Annotated in this window: 17 protein-coding genes; 9 read left to right on the forward strand and 8 right to left on the reverse strand. The window is 46.4% G+C overall.

Annotated elements, in window-relative coordinates; all coding sequences use genetic code 11:
* Positions 1-25: 25 nt before the first annotated feature.
* From AACQ75_RS18035 to hrpB, 3 genes are all read right to left on the reverse strand, one after another.
* Positions 26-2,284 (reverse strand): patatin-like phospholipase family protein, encoded by a 2,259-nt coding sequence (locus tag AACQ75_RS18035; RefSeq protein WP_170889180.1) that lies wholly within the window; start codon positions 2,282-2,284, stop codon positions 26-28.
* Positions 2,285-2,372: 88 nt separating this feature from the next.
* On the reverse strand, positions 2,373-4,721 hold the full coding sequence (gene mrcB / locus AACQ75_RS18040; protein ID WP_170889173.1) for a penicillin-binding protein 1B: 2,349 nt from the start codon (positions 4,719-4,721) through the stop codon (positions 2,373-2,375).
* On the reverse strand, positions 4,718-7,186 hold the full coding sequence (hrpB, locus tag AACQ75_RS18045; protein ID WP_170889174.1) for an ATP-dependent helicase HrpB: 2,469 nt from the start codon (positions 7,184-7,186) through the stop codon (positions 4,718-4,720). Before hrpB ends, mrcB begins: the two co-directional genes overlap by 4 nt.
* A 55-nt stretch (positions 7,187-7,241) precedes the next feature.
* On the opposite strand from hrpB, the gene sfsA reads away from it, so the two are divergent.
* From sfsA to panC, 7 genes are all read left to right on the forward strand, one after another.
* Positions 7,242-7,982 carry a DNA/RNA nuclease SfsA gene (gene sfsA, locus AACQ75_RS18050; protein WP_017048364.1) on the forward strand — a complete coding sequence of 247 codons (741 nt, stop codon included), beginning with the start codon at positions 7,242-7,244 and terminating at the stop codon, positions 7,980-7,982.
* 139 nt (positions 7,983-8,121) lie between these two features.
* Positions 8,122-8,568: an RNA polymerase-binding protein DksA gene (dksA, locus tag AACQ75_RS18055; RefSeq protein WP_013857662.1), complete on the forward strand. Its 447-nt coding sequence runs from the start codon at positions 8,122-8,124 to the stop codon at positions 8,566-8,568.
* A gap of 92 nt (positions 8,569-8,660) precedes the next feature.
* Positions 8,661-9,530 carry a tRNA glutamyl-Q(34) synthetase GluQRS gene (gene gluQRS, locus AACQ75_RS18060; RefSeq protein ID WP_017045877.1) on the forward strand — a complete coding sequence of 290 codons (870 nt, stop codon included), beginning with the start codon at positions 8,661-8,663 and terminating at the stop codon, positions 9,528-9,530.
* Between the two features lie 107 nt (positions 9,531-9,637).
* Positions 9,638-10,999: a polynucleotide adenylyltransferase PcnB gene (pcnB, locus tag AACQ75_RS18065; RefSeq protein WP_026028232.1), complete on the forward strand. Its 1,362-nt coding sequence runs from the start codon at positions 9,638-9,640 to the stop codon at positions 10,997-10,999.
* On the forward strand, positions 10,996-11,502 hold the full coding sequence (gene folK / locus AACQ75_RS18070) for a 2-amino-4-hydroxy-6-hydroxymethyldihydropteridine diphosphokinase (protein WP_170889175.1): 507 nt from the start codon (positions 10,996-10,998) through the stop codon (positions 11,500-11,502). The genes pcnB and folK overlap by 4 nt, the downstream gene beginning before the upstream one ends.
* Positions 11,502-12,296, forward strand: a complete 795-nt coding sequence (gene panB / locus AACQ75_RS18075) for a 3-methyl-2-oxobutanoate hydroxymethyltransferase (protein WP_010319550.1) — start codon at positions 11,502-11,504, stop codon at positions 12,294-12,296. Before folK ends, panB begins: the two co-directional genes overlap by 1 nt.
* 11 nt (positions 12,297-12,307) lie before the next feature.
* Complete coding sequence (gene panC / locus AACQ75_RS18080) at positions 12,308-13,189, forward strand: pantoate--beta-alanine ligase (protein WP_170889176.1); 882 nt, start codon at positions 12,308-12,310, stop codon at positions 13,187-13,189.
* 368 nt (positions 13,190-13,557) lie between these two features.
* On the opposite strand, the gene AACQ75_RS18085 is transcribed toward panC, so the two are convergent.
* From AACQ75_RS18085 to AACQ75_RS18095, 3 genes are all read right to left on the reverse strand, one after another.
* Positions 13,558-14,328, reverse strand: a complete 771-nt coding sequence (locus AACQ75_RS18085) for an ABC transporter permease (protein WP_010319547.1) — start codon at positions 14,326-14,328, stop codon at positions 13,558-13,560.
* 5 nt (positions 14,329-14,333) lie between these two features.
* Positions 14,334-15,254, reverse strand: coding sequence for an ABC transporter ATP-binding protein (locus tag AACQ75_RS18090; RefSeq protein ID WP_026027559.1), 921 nt, complete (start codon positions 15,252-15,254; stop codon positions 14,334-14,336).
* 141 nt (positions 15,255-15,395) lie between these two features.
* The gene (locus AACQ75_RS18095; RefSeq protein WP_170889181.1) at positions 15,396-17,063 is read right to left on the reverse strand and encodes a SulP family inorganic anion transporter; all 1,668 of its coding nucleotides are present in this window, start codon (positions 17,061-17,063) and stop codon (positions 15,396-15,398) included.
* Between the two features lie 250 nt (positions 17,064-17,313).
* Here AACQ75_RS18095 and can point away from each other — a divergent pair, with 250 nt between their 5' ends.
* A complete protein-coding gene (gene can, locus AACQ75_RS18100; RefSeq protein WP_013857670.1) occupies positions 17,314-17,982 on the forward strand; it encodes a carbonate dehydratase in 669 nt (222 codons plus the stop codon).
* A gap of 84 nt (positions 17,983-18,066) precedes the next feature.
* Here the strand turns inward: can and hpt are convergent, their stop codons facing one another.
* A complete protein-coding gene (gene hpt / locus AACQ75_RS18105) occupies positions 18,067-18,597 on the reverse strand; it encodes a hypoxanthine phosphoribosyltransferase (protein WP_170889177.1) in 531 nt (176 codons plus the stop codon).
* Positions 18,598-18,968: 371 nt separating this feature from the next.
* Between hpt and AACQ75_RS18110 the strand changes: the two genes are divergently transcribed.
* Positions 18,969-19,586, forward strand: coding sequence for a LuxR/HapR/OpaR family quorum-sensing transcriptional regulator (locus tag AACQ75_RS18110; protein WP_017043694.1), 618 nt, complete (start codon positions 18,969-18,971; stop codon positions 19,584-19,586).
* Positions 19,587-19,687: 101 nt separating this feature from the next.
* Here the strand turns inward: AACQ75_RS18110 and lpdA are convergent, their stop codons facing one another.
* Positions 19,688-21,115 (reverse strand): dihydrolipoyl dehydrogenase, encoded by a 1,428-nt coding sequence (gene lpdA / locus AACQ75_RS18115; protein WP_013857673.1) that lies wholly within the window; start codon positions 21,113-21,115, stop codon positions 19,688-19,690.
* Between the last annotated feature and the right edge of the window lie 175 nt (positions 21,116-21,290).

The following is a 21,290-nucleotide window of genomic DNA, read 5'->3' on the forward strand; positions in this document are numbered from 1 at the left end:
CGCCCACTTTTCAGCTCAATTCTCGCTAAAAGGTAGTGCCAATACTCAAGTATATCGAATCAAAATTATCTTCGGTTCGACCATAAGCAAACATAATAGGTCCAATCGGAGAATCAACACCGGCAAACACCGATCCCGCACCGTATAATGGGGCGGTATCAAAGCTTAGATCAGGATCAGACCATACACCGCCGTATTCTATTGATGCTCCGACATAAAATGGGGAACTGAACAGGCCAAAGTCATTATCAAACCAGCGATAACGATACACCAAACTGGTGAACGCTTTATTCTGTCCAATCAAGCTGTTACGAGGGATACCCGATAAATTTAAGAAACCACCAATGGATTTAGGGTTTATCGGCTCACTAGAATTTTTACTTTGTACCACACCGTAATCAAGATTACCGACCAAAGTATGCCTGCCAAGGCTATAAGCAGCGATCAATTCACCGGAAAATTCATACACCGTATCGTTTGATTCAAGATCGGAAGAGACGCCAGAAACTTTATCGTGCGATGCAAGATACTCAAGATCAAGATAAACACCGCGGGTAGGCAAGCTGAAGTCATCTAAGGTATCAATGCGGTAGTTAGCAAACACACCAGCACGGGTATAATCCATATTTCCCATGGATGGCCAATTTGAGACTTCAGCCTCCCCGTCGGTATAGCGGATCCCTACCTTAAACTCTCGCCATAATTTATCTTGATAACCAAGCGACAATTCTCCAATCCATTCTAAATACGCGATCGGTAAATAATCTTTACTGGCTTCTAGACTGGTGTCATCAAACCCTTGCATTGGCTTATTACGTTTATCATTGCTAAACGTGACCAAGGCAGAGGTAAACGCTTTTTGCCCTGAGAACAGAGGAGAAAAAAGCTCCGCTTCGATGATCTTATCGGTGCCCATTTCTAGATTGAAACGTAATTCAGAACCAAACGAATTTAAGTTAGTGAAATTGGAAGAGATACCCAGCGCATACTGACTATCCGTATGAAAATCATCTTCTAAGAAAAAGCGAAAATTGAGGTAATTTGGCCCCCAAGATTTCTCTTTTACATCGATGACCAATTGGTTCTTTCCTTCAAATTCTCGGTATTCATAGGTCACTAACTCAAAGCGATCCAATGCATAGAGATTTTCGACCGTCGCTTCAATCTGCTCGGTTGATAGCGGCTGTCCTGTCTTTAAATGTAAACGGTTTTTTAACAATTGATCGCTGTAATGACTGCGGTTGTTGAGTACGATTTCATCAACCTTTACATCATCGCCATAAATTAAAGCCCTGCGGCGAGCTTGTTTTGCTTCCACATAGCGTTGATAACTAGCACTCGATAATGACAACGAAGCCAATACCGATTGGTTCGCCATTGCGATATCGTACCCTTTCCTATAAGCCGTAGGCATTTTATCAAATTCAGTGGTTTCCATACTGCCGACATCAGGGCGTAAAAATACATCTCGCTCATTCAATAAACGTGCTTGTTTTTGAGTGCTTCTTTGTACGAGATAGTTGGAAAGCTGATCGGCTACCGTCAAAAAGGTAGTGAAAGCTTCTTGGTTTTTGTAATCGGTACTGATATCTATCGCGATAACAATATCAGCCCCTAAAGCACGTGCAACATCAACAGGCATGTTATTGGTCACACCGCCATCGACTAACCAACGACCATCAACTTCGTAAGGTGGCAGTGCTCCGGGTACTGACATACTCGCCATCATCGCATCCACTAAATAGCCACGATCCAACACCACTTCCTCAAGAGCAATGATATCAGTTGCTACCGCGCGATAAGGAATAGGCAGTTGATCAAAGGACTGAAATTCAGAGAGATTGCCCGACGTTTCTCGCAAAATACGCAACATATTCTGCCCTTGCACCACACCGCGTGGTGCGCGGATCTCCCCCCAACGCAGTCCAAGGTCGGTGGTCAGTTGATAGCGGTCTTCGTACTCTTTATCCCGAACACGACGTTGGCTACGGTTGACCCGGTCACGATAACCTTCATTCCAATCTACGCTGTAAATTAAACTTTCAATTTCATCGGCGCTCATACCACTGGCATAGAGGCCGCCCACATAAGCGCCCATGCTGGTACCAGTAATGAAATCAACGGGGATGCGCATCTCTTCCAACGCTTTGAGAACGCCAATGTGCGCTGCACCTTTTGCCCCTCCTCCCGCAAGAACGACGGCAACTTTGGGGCGCGCAGCACTGTCCAGCATAAGTTTTTCAGCTTGTGGCTCATCAGCCACCGCGAAAGTCGCAGGAAACATGAATACCAAGAACAATAAGTTACTTAAAAACTGTTTCACGACTCTTCCTTAAATCCCTTTGAAATCAATTTAATATAAACTCCCCCAGCTACCACTGAAAGAGATTTTTTAACCATTGTCCTGGTTGTTTATCACAGCTCTGTTTCAATGCGCCGTTTTTATCCCACATGGGCAGTTTAAATTCGTTGTGACAATCTTGGACTAATTCACCCTCGGCACTGGTTTTAAAGCCAACCGTAGTAATGCCTTGCGGCCAAGGAAGAAGTAATTTTTCCGGGATCCGATGTTGTAAATATTCTGCGTACACCCGTAATGCACCACTCGAACCCGTAAGTTTGATCGGCTGATTATCATCGCGGCCAAGCCAAACCGTGGTGACTTCACGACCATCCACCCCGACAAACCAACTGTCGCGGCTATCGTTAGTGGTGCCAGTTTTCCCCGCCAATGCTGCCCAAGCGAACTGATTGTTGAGATAGCGCCCGGTCCCTTCAAGTACTCCTCGCTTCATCGCATAAGTTGTAAGCCACGCCGCTTGCTGCTCAACGGCTTGGGATACTTTGGGAATTGATTGATAGAGCACATTGCCCTCTAAATCCAATACCGAGCGCAGCGCCGATAAGGGCGCTTTTTTACCCGAGTTGGTTAAGGTTTGGTACATCTGCGCCACTTGATAAGGCGTCAGAGAGAACGCGCCAAGAAACATCGACGGTACAGGACGGATCTCCTCTTTGTTGACACCAAGCCGCACCAAGGTGTCAGAAACTTGTTCAATTCCAAGCTGCATGCCCAATTGTACCGTAGGCACATTAAGTGATTTAGCTAACGCGAGATACAGCGGCACTTCACCACGGAACTGACGATCAAAGTTGCGCGGTGACCACACTTCGCCTTTGTTCCCTTTGAGTGTGATGGGTTTATCGATAAGCGTGGTGGCTAAGTTGTATTTATCTGGCTGTGCGAGTGCGGTGAGATAGACCGCTGGTTTGACTAACGAGCCGATAGGACGGCTTGCATTTAAAGCGCGGTTAAAGCCGTCATAACCGGTCTGTTTACCGCCAACCATGGCACGTATTTCACCACTGGTTCGATCAACAGCGATTGCTGCGGCTTCTAAGTTTTTCCCCGCCGTTTTGGAAAGCACTGGAATTTGCCGATCAATCGCCAGCTCCAATTTGGCTTGCGAAACAGGATCGAGCGAGGTAAAAACGCGCAAGCCAGTATCCGCTTTGAAGATCTCGCCCACTTTCTCTTTCAGTTCAATTTTTAACTGCTGAAAATACGCTGGCTGCCGGCTGGCAATGTGAGGATGCTTTTGCACATCTAACGGTCGACTGGCCGCTTGTTCAAACTGTTTAGCCGTCAAAATATCTTGCTGCATCATCAGCTTTAAAACCAAGTCGCGACGCTCTTTAGCACGTTCAGGGTAACGCGCAGGGTTATAATAAGAAGGCCCTTTAACCATACCCACTAACAACGCTAATTGATCAATGCGCAATTCTTGCAATGGTTGACCGAAATAAAGCCGTGAGGCGAGGCCGAAACCGTGAATCGCCTCACCGCCACTTTGCCCTAAATAGACCTCATTTAGATAGGCTTCTAAAATGCGATCTTTACTGTAGCGATAGTCGATAATGAGCGCCATATAAGCTTCACGCACTTTACGCCATAAGGTTCGATCGCTAGATAAGAAAATGTTTTTTGCCAGCTGTTGAGTTAACGTGCTGCCGCCTTGCACAGTGCGCCCAGCCTTGATGTTGGCCACTAAAGCACGGGCAATCGCAAATGGAGAGATGCCATCATGTTGATAAAAATAGCGATCCTCGGTCGCAAGCAACGCATCCACCATCACTTCAGGAAACTGATCTCGACGTAAAAATAGCCGCTGCTCATCGTTACCTTTTTCAAGCATGCCGAGCATTTTGGGCTCAATACGCAAGTAACCTAAATCCCCTTTTTGCTCAAGAGATTGGATACGGACTAAACCGCTGTCATTAAAATGGAGCATCACATGGCGGTCAGGCTCAGGGCCATCGGCAAACTCAAAAGGGCGGCGGATGATCTCAATTTTGCTTGATGATGAAGAGTACTCGCCAGCATAGCGTGGTTGGTTCACTTTGCGATAGTTGAGTACATCAAGCTCATTGCGCAGCTCTTGCAGCGGGATATCATCACCGGGTGCTAAATTCAAAATGCGCGCATACACAACGGTCGGTAAATCAAAAAGCTGACCTTCGAAGCGTTGTTTGACCACGCTATTTAGGTAAATACCAACGAACAACAGCACTGCGGCCAGTGCAAGGCTCAGTTTCCAGCCAATACCCCACACAATTTTCCACCATGCTTTGCGTGGCGGTGAAGGCTTCTTAGCCGGGCGACGTGAAGGTTTTTTTACGCTATTTTTTTGAGTGCCCGTAGGCTTTTTCTGGGTTGTCATTGTGCTAATTGCCGCTTAGTTTTCGTCGTCGCTATGTGGTTGGCAGGATCATCAGGCCAAACGTGTTTTGGGTAACGCCCTTTCATCTCTTTTTGTACTTCTTTATAAGCGCCCTGCCAGAAACCGGCGAGATCTTGAGTTACCTGCAAAGGTCGCTGCGCAGGTGAGAGCAGTTCCATCACCACTTTTTTGCGCCCTTGAGCGATGGTGGGGGAATCTTGCTCGCCAAACATCTCCTGCATACGGACCGACAGCATCGGCTCCGCGCCCAGTTGATAACGAATGGCGGCTCGATTACCTGTGGGTAGCGGGTGGTGAGTTGGAAGCCAGCGATCAATCTCTTGGTTTAATGGCCAACCTAAAAAGGCATTGAGTGCATCAAGAAGCGGCACTTTCGCTAACGCTTTGACCGATTTTACCCCGACTAAATAGGGGGCTAACCAAATTTCAAGATCATCAAGCAGCGCTTGTTCCTCGACAGCAGGCCACGCCGCTTCCGGTAGCCATTGCGCAGCGCAACGCATGCGCGTTAATAAAGCGCTCGCCGCTTCGCTCCACTGTAATACCGATAACCCCTTGCGACGGACATAATTGAGCAAGGCTTGCGTCATTTTTTCATGAGCAGGCTCTGGCAATGCTTCACGCTCAATGACCAATTTACCGCACAGGGTTAGCCTTTCCGCGCACAGTTTCCCCGCTTTCTCATCCCAATCGACTCGTTCTTGTGTACTAAATAGCTCAGGGAAATGGGCTTGCAGTGCATCAATGTCCAACTCTGTCGCAACAAAGATTTGGCTCGCTTGTGAGCCGCTGCGCATTAAATCCACCACAACTAAATAGTGCGCGCCCGCGAGGCGTTCATCGTCACGCATTTGCGCGCCGTGACCATTCGCCAATAAAAACTGCCCCCGTTGCGACTCGCTGCGACGCTGGGCAATGCGATCGGGAAAAGCCAAACTCAGCACTAACGCCAACAATGATTCATCTACTTGTTTTAGCTGAAATTGGCCACCGAGTGCGCGCGCAAGCGTCGTGGCACGCTGGTGTAGGTTTTGTGTTTTAGGGTGAGTCGCTTGCTGCCAACGCATTAAGCTATGTTGTAAATCCAGCACATTACGCTCAGGCTCTTCCAATAAAGCGGTCACAGCGAGCGCCGTATTGAGCATTGAATCACTCGTTTCATGGGCTTTGAGCAGCATACTCACCAGCCTTGGTTCCACACCGAGTGACTGCGCTTTTTTACCCAATGCGCTGAGCTGCTGTTTGCTGTCCATCAAACCAAGCGTATGCAATAGACTCCAAGCTTGCTGCATCGCTGCTGGTGGTGGTGTATCCAGCCAAGGCAAATCGTTGACCGACACCACACCCCACTGCGCAAGCTCCATCGCCAAAGGCGCTAAGTCACTGTGCAATATTTCCGCGCTCGGCACTTGGGGTTGCTGCTTATATTGTGCTTCGCTGTAAAGGCGCAAACAGATGCCAGATTCTAGGCGTCCGGCGCGCCCCGTGCGTTGCTGCGCCGATGACTGGGCAATTTTCACTTGCTCTAAACGAGTGATGCCCGTTTTAAGATCAAACTTCGCTATCCGCTCTAGCCCTGCATCCACCACTAAGCGTATCCCCTCAATGGTCAGCGATGTTTCGGCAATATTAGTCGCTAGCACAATTTTCCGTTTGCCTGCTACTGCAGGCGCAATCGCTTTTTGCTGCGCTTGTAGACTCAACTGCCCGTATAAAGGACAAATATCAAACTCATCGGCTAAGTGTGCGAGCTGCTGTTCAAGCTGTTTAATGGCTGAAACGCCAGGTAAAAAAGCCAGCAGAGAGCCACTTTCAGCTCGCATCAAGCCTTCAATCTGTTTGCTCATCGTCGGCACAAGATAATCATTGGCTCGCAGCGGTGCATAGCGCACTTCAACCGGATAAGCGCGACCTTCAGATTGCACATAAAGTGCTTGGGGTAATAATGACTGCAATGCCAGTTGATCTAAGGTTGCCGACATTACGACGATTTTAAGATCTTCTCGCAGCGCTGATTGCACTTCCAAACTCAATGCGAGAGCCGTATCCGCGTGAATACTCCGCTCGTGATACTCATCGAAGATCAAGAGATCGATTCCGCTTAGCTCAGGATCGGTTTGGATCATACGTGTCATGATCCCTTCTGTCACAATTTCAAGCTGTGTCGCTGCGCTGACTTTACTCTCACCACGCATACGATAGCCGACGGTTTGCCCAACACTCTCACCTAATTGCTGTGCTAAATAGCAAGCAATACTGCGCGCCGCCAAACGACGCGGTTCAAGCATGATGATCTTACCCGTGAATAATTGCGCTTTTAATAGCTGTAACGGGAAATGGGTCGACTTACCCGCGCCAGGAGCGGCTTTGACAATCATCTGTGGGTGAGCTTGTACTCCCGCCAGCAGATCGGGCATCACAGCTTGAATGGGCAATTGTGACAATGTGCAATCCTTATGGTTAAATGGCGGCAACATTGTACATAAAAACAGTAGATAAATGCAGTTCAATCCTCCACTTCGATCCGCGACCTTACTCAAACGCTACAAGCGTTTTTTGGCCGACATTGAGTTTGCCGATGGTCAACAAGAGACTATTCACTGCGCCAATACTGGCGCGATGACGGGCTGCGCCGAGGCGGGTAATCGTGTCTGGTTCTCCACCTCGGACAACCCTAAACGTAAATACCCACACAGTTGGGAGCTGACTGAAACCCAGCAAGGCCACTGCATTTGCGTCAACACGGCTCGGGCGAATACGCTGGCAGTAGAAGCGATTCAAAACGGCATCATCAAAGAGCTGCAAGGATATGAGCAATTACAAACTGAAGTGCGCTACGGCCAAGAAAATAGCCGAATTGATATCTTGCTCAAATCACCCTCTAAACCGACGTGCTATATAGAAGTGAAAAGCGTCACCTTATTGGATGAACGTTACTCTCCACACGACGATATCGCCTGCAATTCAGGACAAGGTTATTTCCCCGATGCCGTTACAACGCGTGGACAAAAGCATTTGCGTGAATTAACGGAAATGGCAAAAAGTGGAAGCAGAGCAGTACTTTTGTTTGCTGTTTTGCATTCAGGGATTGAAAAAGTCTCGCCTGCACTCCATATAGACGCAAACTATTCACTATTATTGAAACAAGCGCAAAAAGAAGGGGTGGAAGTACTGTGCTACAAGGCTGTACTTTCAAGGAATGAAATCAAGCTCGTTAACACTGTAGAATTCGCCCATTAGTGACAAAAAATTGATGGCGCCTTCACATTGACAATAAGTTTACGATTGAGTGTTTGCCTCCTATAGATCTTTTTGCTATAGATACCCGCCTAAAATTAGCTGCTCGCGCAGTTGACTAGGTGTTAGTAGGAGATGCTGCATGCCGGAATTAAAGAAAAAAGCGATAGGCATCCTAGCCATTGCAGGTGTTGAGCCGTATCAGGAAAAGCCAGGTGAAGAGTATATGTCACCTGAGCAAATAGCTCACTTTACAAAAATTTTAAGTGCTTGGCGCAACCAACTTCGTGAAGAAGTTGAGCGTACCGTTCACCATATGCAAGATGAAGCCGCAAACTTTCCCGATCCCGTTGATCGCGCTTCTCAAGAAGAAGAATTCAGCTTGGAATTGCGTAACCGTGACCGTGAACGTCGCTTGATCAAGAAAATTGAAAAAACATTAAGCAAAATTGAAGAAGATGATTTTGGTTTTTGTGAATCTTGTGGCGTGGAAATCGGCGTTCGTCGCTTAGAAGCTCGACCAACGGCGGACCTTTGCATTGACTGCAAAACGCTAGCCGAACTTAAAGAAAAACAGATGCAAGGTTAATCTTACCTTTTGTTTGTGTTAAAAAAGGGAGCTAAAGCTCCCTTTTTGTTTTCACTCGATACCCAAATAACTTGTAACTTGGATGAATCGCAATGCACTATATTGGCCGATTTGCCCCATCACCTTCAGGCCCACTTCATTTTGGTTCTTTGATCGCTGCACTTGGCAGCTACTTTCAAGCAAAATCACAGCAAGGTAAGTGGTTGGTTCGCATCGAAGATTTAGATCCGCCAAGGGAAATGCCAGGAGCCTCCACCCTGATACTTGAAGCCATCGAAGCCTATGGTTTGCATTGGGATGACGAGGTGGTTTATCAAAGCCAGCGCCACACTTTATACCAAGAGCAAATTGAGGCTTGGCTTGAATCAGGGCAAGCCTATTATTGTGATTGCACGCGTAAACAAATTAAACAGATGGGTGGCTTTTATCCCGGTACATGCCGCTATAAAAAACCAACATTAACCGAAGATTGCGCGGTTAGGTTGCGTGTTGATACACCGGTAGAGTCATTTTTCGACCAAAAACATGGCGAAATTCACATTCCTAAAGCATTAGCACAGGAAGACTTCATCATTAAGCGACGTGACGGTTTATTTGCTTATAATCTTGCCGTAGTGCTCGATGATATCGATCAAGGAGTGACGGAAGTGGTGCGGGGAGCCGATTTAATTGAACCAACAGGACGACAAATCAGCTTGTATCATTGCTTACATAAAACTCCGGTAAGCTACCTTCACCTGCCGCTCGCGATGGATGGTAATGGCAATAAATTATCCAAACAGAATCATGCCACTGCCATTGATATTCAAAATCCTAAACCTACCTTGCTTAAGGCAATGCGCTTTTTAGGGTTTGAGATAAAACAAGAGATTAGCGACGCTTCCATCGATGAAATTATCTTTTGGGGCAGTCAGAATTGGCACGTTGAACAACTCCCTCGGGAGACCGAGATCACACCGTGATTCTCAAAAGGCTATCCTTACGCTATGATTAGCCGCAAAATCGTCCCGAACGGGCACTTTAAATAACAAAAGCAAGGTTGGCAAAAACCAATTATTGCCAGATGCACATGAATAAAAACGACTATACACCACGCGAAAATCGCGTTTACCAAGACTTAGCTCTAAATATTATCACTCGTGATGAACACAATATTTCGCGCAAGCAAATCAGCGATAATGCGCTCAAGGTGCTATACCGACTTCATGGCGCAGGTTTTGACGCCTATTTAGTCGGTGGTGGAGTACGCGACCTACTATTAGGTGAAACACCAAAAGATTTTGATATCGCCACTAATGCAACACCAGAGCAAATACGCCAACAGTTTCGCAACTGCCGCTTGATCGGCCGTCGCTTTCGCTTAGCGCACATCATGTTTGGCCGCGACGTAGTAGAAGTGGCGACTTTCCGTGGACACCATCAAGAGCCGAGCCAAAACGTCTCAGCACAATCTGAAGCAGGTATGCTGCTGCGTGATAACGTCTACGGCACCATTGATGAAGATGCTGAACGCCGGGACTTCACGATTAACGCCATGTATTACAACATCGGTGATTACAGCATTCATGATTATGCTGGCGGCATGGACGACTTAGAAGATAAGCTCATCCGCTTAATTGGCGATCCTGAAACGCGCTACCGTGAAGACCCAGTGCGCATGTTGCGTGCGATTCGTTTTGCGGCCAAGCTCGATTTCGATATCGAAGAAGAGACAGCCGACCCAATCGAACATCTTGCTCCTTTACTGCAAGATATTCCTGCGGCACGTTTGTACGAAGAATCGCTAAAGATGCTGCAAACTGGCCACGGTTTAGAAACCTACCACTTAATGCGTGAGTACAACCTGTTCCAGCAGTTGTTCCCTGTGATAGCTCAAGAGTTCACTCCAGACTACGACTCGCACACAGAACAGATGTTGGATCTGGTCTTAGATTCAACCGACCTGCGTATTGAAGAAGGTAAACGCATCAACCCAGCCTTCATGTTTGCTGCCATGTTCTGGTACCCGACAGTGAAACTGGCTGATGCGTTAATGCAGCAGCGTAATTTCGCCTATTACGACGCCGTCATGGAAGCGAGTAACCTCATCCTTGACCAAGTGGTGAAAACCCTCGCGATACCTCGTCGTCATACCGCGACAATTCGCGAAATTTGGCAATTGCAGTTGCGCTTACCACGTCGCAATGGGAAACGCGCCTTCCGCCTTATGGAGCTCAACAAATTCCGAGCGGGTTTTGATTTTCTACAAATGCGTGGCGAGATCGAAGGCGGAGAGACGAAAAAGCTGGCTGACTGGTGGACAACCTTTGAAAGCGCCGGGCGGGATATGCGCCAAGCGATGGCAAATGATTTGGAAAGTGGCGCAAGTAACAAGCCGAATGTACGCCGCCGCAGAAGCCCGCGTAATAAAAAGAGCCGCCCAGAATCATGATTCTCGTTTATATTGCTGTTGGCAGTAATTTAGGCGACCCAATCGCGCAAGCTGAGCAGGCCATTGAAGCCTTGAAATGTTTGCCACACTCTCGATTTTTAAGCGCCTCATCCTTGTACAGTAGTACACCGATGGGGCCACAAAACCAGCCCGATTACATCAATGCGGTGGTTGCGATAGAAACCGATTTAACGCCACTTGAACTGCTCGATTATACCCAAAGCATCGAGTTAGAGCAGGGGCGTGTTCGCAAAGAAGAACGTTGGGGGCCAAGAACGCTCGATCTGGATATTCTTCTTTACGGCAATGAGGTGATCGATTCCGAGCGATTGACCATTCCTCACTACGGAATGAAAGTACGTGAATTCGTGCTCTATCCGCTCGCCGAAATTGCACCAAGTTTACAACTCCCTGATGGGACTGAGCTCAATCAACTGTTACCGCTTGTCGAACGTAACGGGCTCGGTATTTGGCACTCGCCAGCGCCTCGTAAGGACATTTAATGAAAAAAATCACCATAAACGATCTGATCCAATGGAAACAACAAGGTCGTAAATTTGCAACCGTCACCGCGTATGACGCAAGCTTTGCTCAGCTTTTTGAAAGCCAAGAGATGCCTGTATTATTAGTGGGCGATTCTCTGGGTATGGTGCTACAAGGTCACACAGATACCCTACCCGTCACCGTTGAAGAGATTGCCTACCACACACGCAGCGTGCGTGCTGGTAGCCCTAACTGTTTATTGATGGCTGATATGCCTTTTATGAGCTATGCCACACCACAACAAGCCTGTGAAAGCGCCGCTAAATTGATGCAAGCGGGTGCAAATATGGTCAAAATCGAAGGTGGTGATTGGCTGGTAGAAACGGTGAAAATGCTGACTGAACGCGCGGTTCCGGTTTGCGCACACCTTGGTTTAACACCACAATCGGTCAATATTTTTGGTGGCTATAAAGTACAAGGCCGCGACCAAGAAAAAGCAGACCGAATGGTCAAAGACGCGTTGGCGCTCCAAGAAGCGGGCGCACAAATTGTGTTATTAGAGTGTGTACCGGCCAGCCTAGCAGCGCGAATTACCGAAGTGCTTGATGTGCCAGTGATTGGCATTGGCGCAGGTAACGTGACCGATGGACAAATTCTAGTAATGCACGATATGTTCGGAATTTCGGCGAATTACATGCCAAAATTCTCGAAAAACTTTCTTGCTGAAACAGGGGATATGCGTAAAGCCGTCGCAAAATACATCGCAGATGTAGAAAGTGCCGCTTTCCCTGATGACGCTCATACCATCGCCTAAAGGAGATATTCATGCAAACTTTTGCTGACATTTCAGCTCTTCGCGAGCAGATCAAACAGTATAAGCGTGAAGGCCGCCGAGTCGCTTTTGTACCGACCATGGGCAATTTACATGAAGGCCACTTAACCCTAGTGCGTAAAGCACGTGAAGAGGGCAATGTGGTCGTGGTCAGTATTTTTGTTAACCCGATGCAATTTGACCGCGCGGATGACTTAAATAACTACCCGAGAACACTGGATGAAGACTTAAGTAAACTCAACGCGGAAGCGGTTGATTTGGTCTTTACCCCAACCCCAGAAATAATGTACCCGCAAGGATTAGAAAAACAGACCTTTGTTGAAGTACCGGGGCTTTCTCATATGCTCGAAGGCGCATCAAGACCAGGGCATTTCCGTGGCGTTGCAACCATAGTCGCTAAGCTGTTCAACATAGTGCAGCCGAATGTTGCCTGTTTTGGTGAAAAAGATTTTCAACAGTTAGCGGTGATCCGCCAAATGGTCAGCGATCTTTGTATGGATATCGAGATTGTCGGCGTCCCTACCGTCCGTGAAATGGATGGCTTGGCGATGAGTTCACGTAACGGGCTGCTGACGTTGGATGAACGCCAACGTGCTCCTGTCCTTGCTCGCACCATGCGTTGGATAAGCAGTGCACTGCGTGGTGGCCGCGACGATTACGCGTCGATCATTGAAGATGCCAGTGACCAATTGCGTGCTGCTGGGCTACAACCTGATGAGCTGTTTATTCGCGATGCCAAAACGCTGCAACTGATCTCGAATGAGACCACACAATCGGTGATCTTAGTATCTGCATTTCTGGGTAAAGTACGCTTAATCGACAACCAAGTGTTGGAATTTAGCGCCGAAACGAAAGCGGACCCTGAAGAAGAGTAATTGCTATTTCAAGTGATGAAGTGATGAAGTGATGACTCATTTTCACTTCAAAACCCTATATTGCAAAGGTCGCCCATAAGGAGCGACCTTTTTTGTATCGTTATTTAACTGAGGTTAACGCGATTATCGGAGAACAATATAGTTTGACCATTTTTGATGGTTCGCTACTACTACTGAGATTAATGAAATGACAATAAATAGAGATTAATTTCTAGCTCATTTTTGGACAAAAACTGTTTCAGCAAACCACGTCGATCATCATTAATGGCTTACTCCCAACGATCACAAACTAATTCCCTCCCCTTCAAGGGGAGGGTTAGGGTGGGGTGAACCCCCTCCTAGCCTCCCCCTAAAAGGGGGAGGAACTATTAAGTCCTTAACCCGATACCACGCGAAACCAGATAATGCGCAACCCCATACAGGGCCACTACAAAAATACCAAGCACACTGAACGAAGTAACAATTCCCACATCCGACACACCAAGAAAACCGTAACGGAAGGCATTAACCATGTAGACGATTGGGTTGATTTTCGATACCGCTTGCCAAAAGTCAGGCAATAGGCTGATCGAATAAAACACCCCTCCCAAGTAAGTTAATGGCGTCAATACAAAGGTAGGAATAATCGAAATGTCATCAAAGGTTTTAGCAAAAATGGCGTTAATCATGCCGCCTAAAGCGAACACAACAGAGGTGAGAAAAACCGTCGCCGCAATAATCCCCCAATGATCCACCTTGAGATCAACAAAGAATAGCGACACAAGGGTCACTATCGTGCCCACCAACAAGCCACGCACTACCCCGCCCATCACAAATCCGGCGATAATGACATAGTTAGGTACAGGCGCAACTAACAACTCTTCGATGTTTTTCTGAAACTTCGCACTAAAGAAAGAAGAGGCGACGTTCGAGTATGAGTTAGTGATCACCGACATCATGATTAAGCCCGGGACAATATATTCCATATAGCTAAAGCCGTTCATCTGGCCAATACGCGAACCAATTAGGTTGCCAAAAATAATGAAGTAGAGCGTCATGGTGATGGCTGGCGGTACTAAGGTTTGCACCCAAATACGCGTAAAACGGTTGATTTCTTTAGTCAGCAAACTGCAAAAAGCCGTCCAATATAAACGATACATCATGATTATCCTCGGCTTTGCTGTTGAACAATGCTGACAAACAGCTCTTCAAGGCGGTTCGCTTTGTTACGCATCGAAAGCACCGTAATTCCCTGTTCTGTTAACTGTGAAAAGACTGAATTTAGCCCTTTCGTTTTCTCCAACTCAATTTGTAACGAACCGTTGAGCATGGTTTGCGAGATCACACCACTGAGTTGTGGCGCTGGCGGAGAATTCTCTGCGATATCTAGAATAAAGGTTTCGAGCTGTAATTTGGCCAGCAAATCCTTCATCGAGGTATTTTCAATAAGCTCACCTCGGTTAATAATGCCGATATTGCGGCACAGCATCTCCGCTTCTTCTAAATAGTGCGTGGTTAAGATAATGGTGATCCCTTGCGCGTTAATTTCGGTTAAGAACTCCCACATCGAACGGCGCAGTTCAATATCCACACCGGCGGTGGGTTCATCTAAAATCAGCAACTTAGGCTCATGCATTAAGGCTCGAGCAATCATCAAACGACGTTTCATACCACCAGAAAGATTACGTGCACGCTCTTTACGTTTTTCCCACAAATCGAGTTTTGAGAGGTACTTCTCTGCCCTCTCTTTCGCTAACGCTTTCGTCACGCCGTAATACCCAGCTTGCTGCAACACAATTTGCTCAACCGTTTCAAACTGGTTGAAGTTAAACTCCTGCGGCACTAAACCAATATGTTGCTTGGCCAGTTCAAGATCTTTATCAATATCAAAACCAAACACTTTAACGGTGCCAGAGGTTTTATTGACCAGCGAAGAGATAATGCCAATGGTGGTTGATTTCCCGGCCCCATTGGGCCCAAGCAGTGCGTAAAAATCGCCTTTTTCAACCTGTAAACTCACCCCTTTTAGGGCCTCAAACCCACCAGCGTAAGTTTTTCGTAATTGTTCTATTTCTAATGCGTACATTCCACGGATCACTCTTTGTGATGTTAACCTATCCAATGTGCTGCTAAGGCTCGCGTTTTTCAACCCAATATTAGAAATTGATAAAATAAAAAAACGCAGATCCAGCGATCTGCGTAATTCATTCTTGTACAACCTTAACGCTTAACGATTTTGGGCTACCTGCTTAACCGCAGCATTGAGCGCTTCATAACGAAACGAAAAAGTCTGCTCGGTTGGCACCAGATCCAAAATATGAAACTTTTCCAGTTGCTGTTTGGTGTGCACATTTGGGCAAAGTAAGTAGACCGCGCAGTGGGCATCTAAGGCATCATTAATCGCATTTTCTAAAGCAAGCCCAACCGTCACATCAATCATAGGTACATCAGTAAGATCTAAAATCATCGCTTCATAGTCACTGATGTGATTGTGCTGGCGAGCGATCGCTTTAGATACACTAAAAATCATCGGCCCTGAGAGATAAAAAAACAGCACCTTACCATTGGCTTGATCCAATAAAGCTCGTTCGCTATCAGTCAATGGCACATCGTTTTCATCAGCATCGCTAATGGCTTTCACTTGGCGAGCTTGCTCGCGGCTCAAGCGTTCTATGATCAAAATATTTGAGATAAAAACGCCCAAGCCAACCGCAACAATCAAATCGACAAAGACAGTTAACAGCATCACGCCATACATGATGGCCATCCCCTGCACACTCACTTTATGCGCGCGTTGGATAAAGCTCCAATCAAGAATATTAAAACCAACATACACCGCAATCCCTGCCAATACAGCCATTGGAATCGGTTCGGTTAAGCCTCCCGCCACCAATACCACTAAGGCTAATACTAAAGCACGAACTACACCAGACAGAGGAGAACGCGCGCCGACCTGAATATTGGTCACCGTACCCATGGTTGCGCCTGCACCTGGCAACGCACCCAATAAGCCCGCGATCATATTAGCCAGCCCTTGCCCTCGCAGTTCTTTATCGGAATCATGCTCTTTACGCGTTAGAGAATCGCCAATTACCGCGGTGAGCAAAGTATCAATGCAGCCGAGCGTACCGAGTACTAAAGCGTCAATCACCATGGTGGTGAACATCTCGGCATTAAAGGTTGGAATAACAAAAGAGGGTAAGCCAGCAGGGATCACACCAATACGGCGGATCTCATCGCTATCAAATAACAGTACCGAAACAAGCGTCACGCCGATTAAAGCGACCAATTGAACGGGCACTTGTTTGCGATATTGAGCCGGGAGAAAAAATAAAATGCCTAAGGTTAACAAACCAAGAAAGAGCTCACTGAACTTCATCTGACTAATGATCTCGGGCAACGCGGTTAACGTTCCCATCACTCCCCCAGCGGGGGCCGCCTGACCAAGCAGCGGTGACAACTGCAGGATAATCAAAATCACCCCAATTCCTGACATAAAGCCGGAGATCACGCTATAGGGCATTAAGGTGATGTATTTCCCGAGTTTTAAAGTGCCAAGTACAATCTGAAAAGCGCCTGCCATCATGACAACCGTGAAGCTAACTGCAAGCCCCGTTTCAGGATAACGCGACACCATGCTGGTTAAAATGGCCGTCATAATGACCGTCATTGGCCCTGTGGGTTCAGAAATTAATGTAGATGAACCACCAAACAAGGCAGCAAACAGCCCCACCAATATTGCTCCCCAAAGCCCTGCTTCTGCACCTGCACCAGACGCCACACCAAAAGCCAAGGCAAGTGGCAGTGAAATAATCGCGGTCGTGACGCCACCAAAGACGTCTCCTTTTAGGTCGATATCGGCAAAACGGCCTCTAAACACAATGCTTTTCCTCATACTCAAAATAGGTTGTCTCACTCTAACAAATCATCATTCTAATAATTAATCATTATTTTACATGTGATTGATTCTCTGTTGACTATACAAATAGCGATGGAAGCAGTTTAATTTTTTTACTAGGAAAACTCGTCAGATGAGTGAGTGTTTTGTCATTTTATAAGAGAACAGAATTGTAACATTGTGTATAGTCAGGCCTATTCTTGCGCATTACCATTGATGCGATTGAACTATTTTTAAGGGAAGTGAGATGCCAGAACTGAAACAGCTTTTTGAAAATAACTCACGTTGGTCTGAATCGATTAAGGCTGAACGTCCTGAGTACTTTGCAAAACTCGCTCGCGGGCAAGACCCAGATTTTCTATGGATTGGTTGTTCTGATAGCCGAGTTCCGGCCGAGCGTTTGACTGGGCTTTATTCTGGTGAGCTGTTTGTACACCGCAACGTTGCAAACCAAGTGATTCACACCGACCTTAACTGCCTTTCTGTAGTGCAGTACGCGGTTGACGTACTGAAGGTCAAGCACATCATCATCTGTGGGCACTATGACTGCGGTGGCGTCAACGCAGCGATTGATAACCCACCGCTGGGCTTGATCAACAACTGGTTACTGCACGTGCGTGACTTATACCTTAAACACCGTACCTACTTAGATGCGATGCCAGAACAGGATAAAGCCGACAAATTGTGCGAAATCAACGTTGCCGAGCAAGTGTATAATTTAGGTAACTCAACCGTACTGCAAAACGCATGGGAGCGCGGCCAAGATGTCGAGCTGCATGGCGTGGTCTACGGTATTGAAGACGGACGTTTGGAATACTTAGGCGTTCGCTGCGATTCACGTGAACGAGTCAACGACACCTATCAAAAAGCGATGGAAAAAATTCTTAATGCGCAACATAACTTGCTGTGTCGATAACAGCGTATTAATTGCCGTTAAAACTGATAGTTAAAAATATAGAATGCCCACTATTTAGTGGGCATTCTATTATCGCTGGCAAAATTACGCTTGCGGCACAACTTTACCAATGTAAGGTAGGTGACGATATTTTTGCGCGTAGTCGATACCTACGCCCACGACAAATTCATCTGGGATTTCAAAACCGATCCACTTGACCTCTACAGGTACTTCACGGCGTGAAGGCTTATCCAGTAAAGTACAAATGTGAATGGATTTAGGTTCACGTAAAGACAAAATTTCTTTTACTTTATTTAGTGTATTACCCGTATCAATAATGTCTTCTACCAGCAACACATCTTTACCTTTAATGTCATCATCCAGATCTTTCAGAATGCGCACATCACGTGAGCTTTGCATCGTGTTGCCATAGCTTGACGCGGTCATAAAATCGACTCGATGAACTAAGTCGATCGCGCGAGCTAAGTCTGCCATGAAGACAAATGAGCCGCGCAACAAGCCCACCAGTACCAGATCTTCACTACCTTGGTAATGCTCTGTGATTTGTTTGCCTAATTCACGAATTCGTTCCTGAACCACTTGCTCAGAAATCATCACTTCAACTGTATGTTTCATACTGTTCTCTTTTCGGGTGATGCGACACGCTACGATCATCGCAGTTTAATGATGGCGTCGCGTAACTAGCTTGGCGCGTATAGTACCACTGCCACACAGGATAGTTAAATAATTAGCAAAACTCTGGATATGATGAAATAAAGCTCCTACGCTGCCGCAGACACGCTCACCACAAATACGCCACATCAATAAAAGATACAATAAAACACGTTGAATCTGATGGGATTTAACACGATCGCACAAAAAACAAACTCGAAACGTTGACCTCAACCATATGCAGCAGTACACTCATAAAGCTTTAAAGCAACTAACAAAATAATCATTAGAGCGAAAAGCTCAATTCAACAGTCATTGGCAAGGATTAACAACTCATGGAAACATCGATAGAAAAACGCCCCAGAACTCGCTTATCACCACAAAAACGCAAACTTCAACTGATGGAAATCGCCCTTGAAGTGTTTGCAACACGGGGAATAGGCCGAGGTGGCCACGCAGATATTGCTGAAATCGCCCAAGTTTCAGTCGCTACTGTCTTTAATTACTTTCCAACCCGAGAAGATTTAGTCGACGACGTACTCACTCATGTTGTACGTCAGTTTTCAAACTTCCTCGCAGATAATATTGATCTTGATTTGCATGCGAAAGATAACTTAACCAACATCACCACTAAGATGATTTCTCTTGTGATTGAAGATTGTCACTGGTTAAAAGTATGGTTTGAATGGAGCGCTTCAACGCGCGAAGAAGTGTGGCCACTTTTTGTCTCCACCAACCGTACTAATCAACTTTTGGTACAAAATATGTTTATCAAAGCCATTGAACGTGGCGAAGTGTGCGATCAACATGAGCCAGAACATCTTGCTACGCTCTTTCTTGGTATCTTCTACTCACTATTTGTACAAGCAAATCGCATACAAGACGAAGCCAGCATGGGTGTACTCGTGAAAAGCTACCTCAGCATGCTCTGCATCTATAAAAAAGATCACTAGGCTTAACTTCCTAGTCTCTGAATTATGAGCATAAAAAAACCGCTGAGTTCAGCGGTTTTTACTATTTAACTAACCAGCAATTTAACGCATCAGCGTTGAAGTTACTTTTTTTTCTTCGCTTTTGCGTTTGGAAGATCAGTAATCGTGCCTTCAAATACTTCCGCAGCAAGGCCTACCGATTCATGTAACGTTGGGTGAGCATGAATCGTCAAAGCGATATCTTCTGCATCACAACCCATTTCGATAGCCAAACCGATTTCACCAAGCAGTTCGCCGCCGTTAGTACCAACGATAGCGCCACCAATAACGCGGTGAGTCTCTTTATCAAAGATAAGCTTAGTCATACCGTCAGCACAATCAGAAGCGATAGCACGGCCAGAAGCTGCCCATGGGAATGTCGCGACTTCGTAGTTAATGCCTTCTGCTTTGGCTTCTTTTTCAGTTTTACCAACCCAAGCCACTTCTGGCTCAGTGTACGCAATTGAAGGGATAACTTTAGGATCGAAGTAGTGCTTCTTACCAGAAATTACTTCTGCCGCTACGTGGCCTTCATGCACACCTTTGTGCGCCAACATTGGTTGACCAACGATATCACCGATCGCGAAGATATGAGGAACGTTAGTACGCATTTGCTTATCAACATTGATAAAGCCGCGCTCATCCACTTCAATACCTGCTTTTTCAGCATCCATCAGCTTACCGTTTGGTACGCGGCCGATAGCAACAAGAACGGCATCATAACGCTCAGCTTGCGCTGGTGCTTTTTTGCCTTCCATTGAAACGTAGATACCATCTTCTTTTGCTTCAACAGCGGTTACTTTGGTTTCAAGCATCAGGTTAAATTTGTCTTTGATACGTTTGGTGTAGACTTTAACCATGTCTTTATCCGCCGCTGGGATAAGTTGGTCAAACATCTCAACCACATCAATCTTAGAACCTAGCGAGTGGTAAACCGTCGCCATTTCTAGACCGATGATACCACCACCCATGATCAACAGTTTCCCAGGAACTTCTTTCAGTTCAAGTGCATCCGTTGAATCCCAAATGCGTGGGTCTTCATGAGGAATGAATGGCAGTTTAATTGGACGAGAACCAGCTGCAACGATGGCGTTATCAAAGTTAACCACGGTTTTACCGTCTTCACCTTCAACTTCAATGGCGTTAGGGCCAGTAAATTTGCCGAAACCGTTCACGACAGTCACTTTGCGCATCTTCGCCATGCCGCCAAGACCGCCCGTTAACTGGTTGATAACTTTTTCTTTCCAAAGGCGGATTTTATCGATGTCCGTTTGTGGTTCACCAAACACAATACCGTGCTGGGCCAATGCTTTCGCTTCTTCGATAACTTTTGCAACGTGCAGCAACGCTTTTGATGGGATACAACCCACGTTCAAACACACACCGCCAAGGGTGCTGTAGCGTTCAACAAGTACTGTTTCAAGACCTAAGTCTGCACAGCGGAATGCAGCGGAGTAACCAGCAGGACCGGCACCAAGTACGACGACTTGGGCTTTGATTTCTTTGCTCATTTTGACCTCTTGTAGTCATTATCCCTAACAGGCTGAGTGGATGTTCTCGTTGTTTTTAGTGTTTAATCCAATGAATTAAACCCATGACTGAGCCAATTACTTAAAACAAATGAATTAAAACGAATTATTTTCAGACCGCAACAGTTTACAGAGATGTTAATGGTGTGAAAAGTAA

The organism is Vibrio sp. B1-2 (assembly GCF_963888445.1).
In the GTDB taxonomy this organism is placed as follows: domain Bacteria; phylum Pseudomonadota; class Gammaproteobacteria; order Enterobacterales; family Vibrionaceae; genus Vibrio; species Vibrio anguillarum.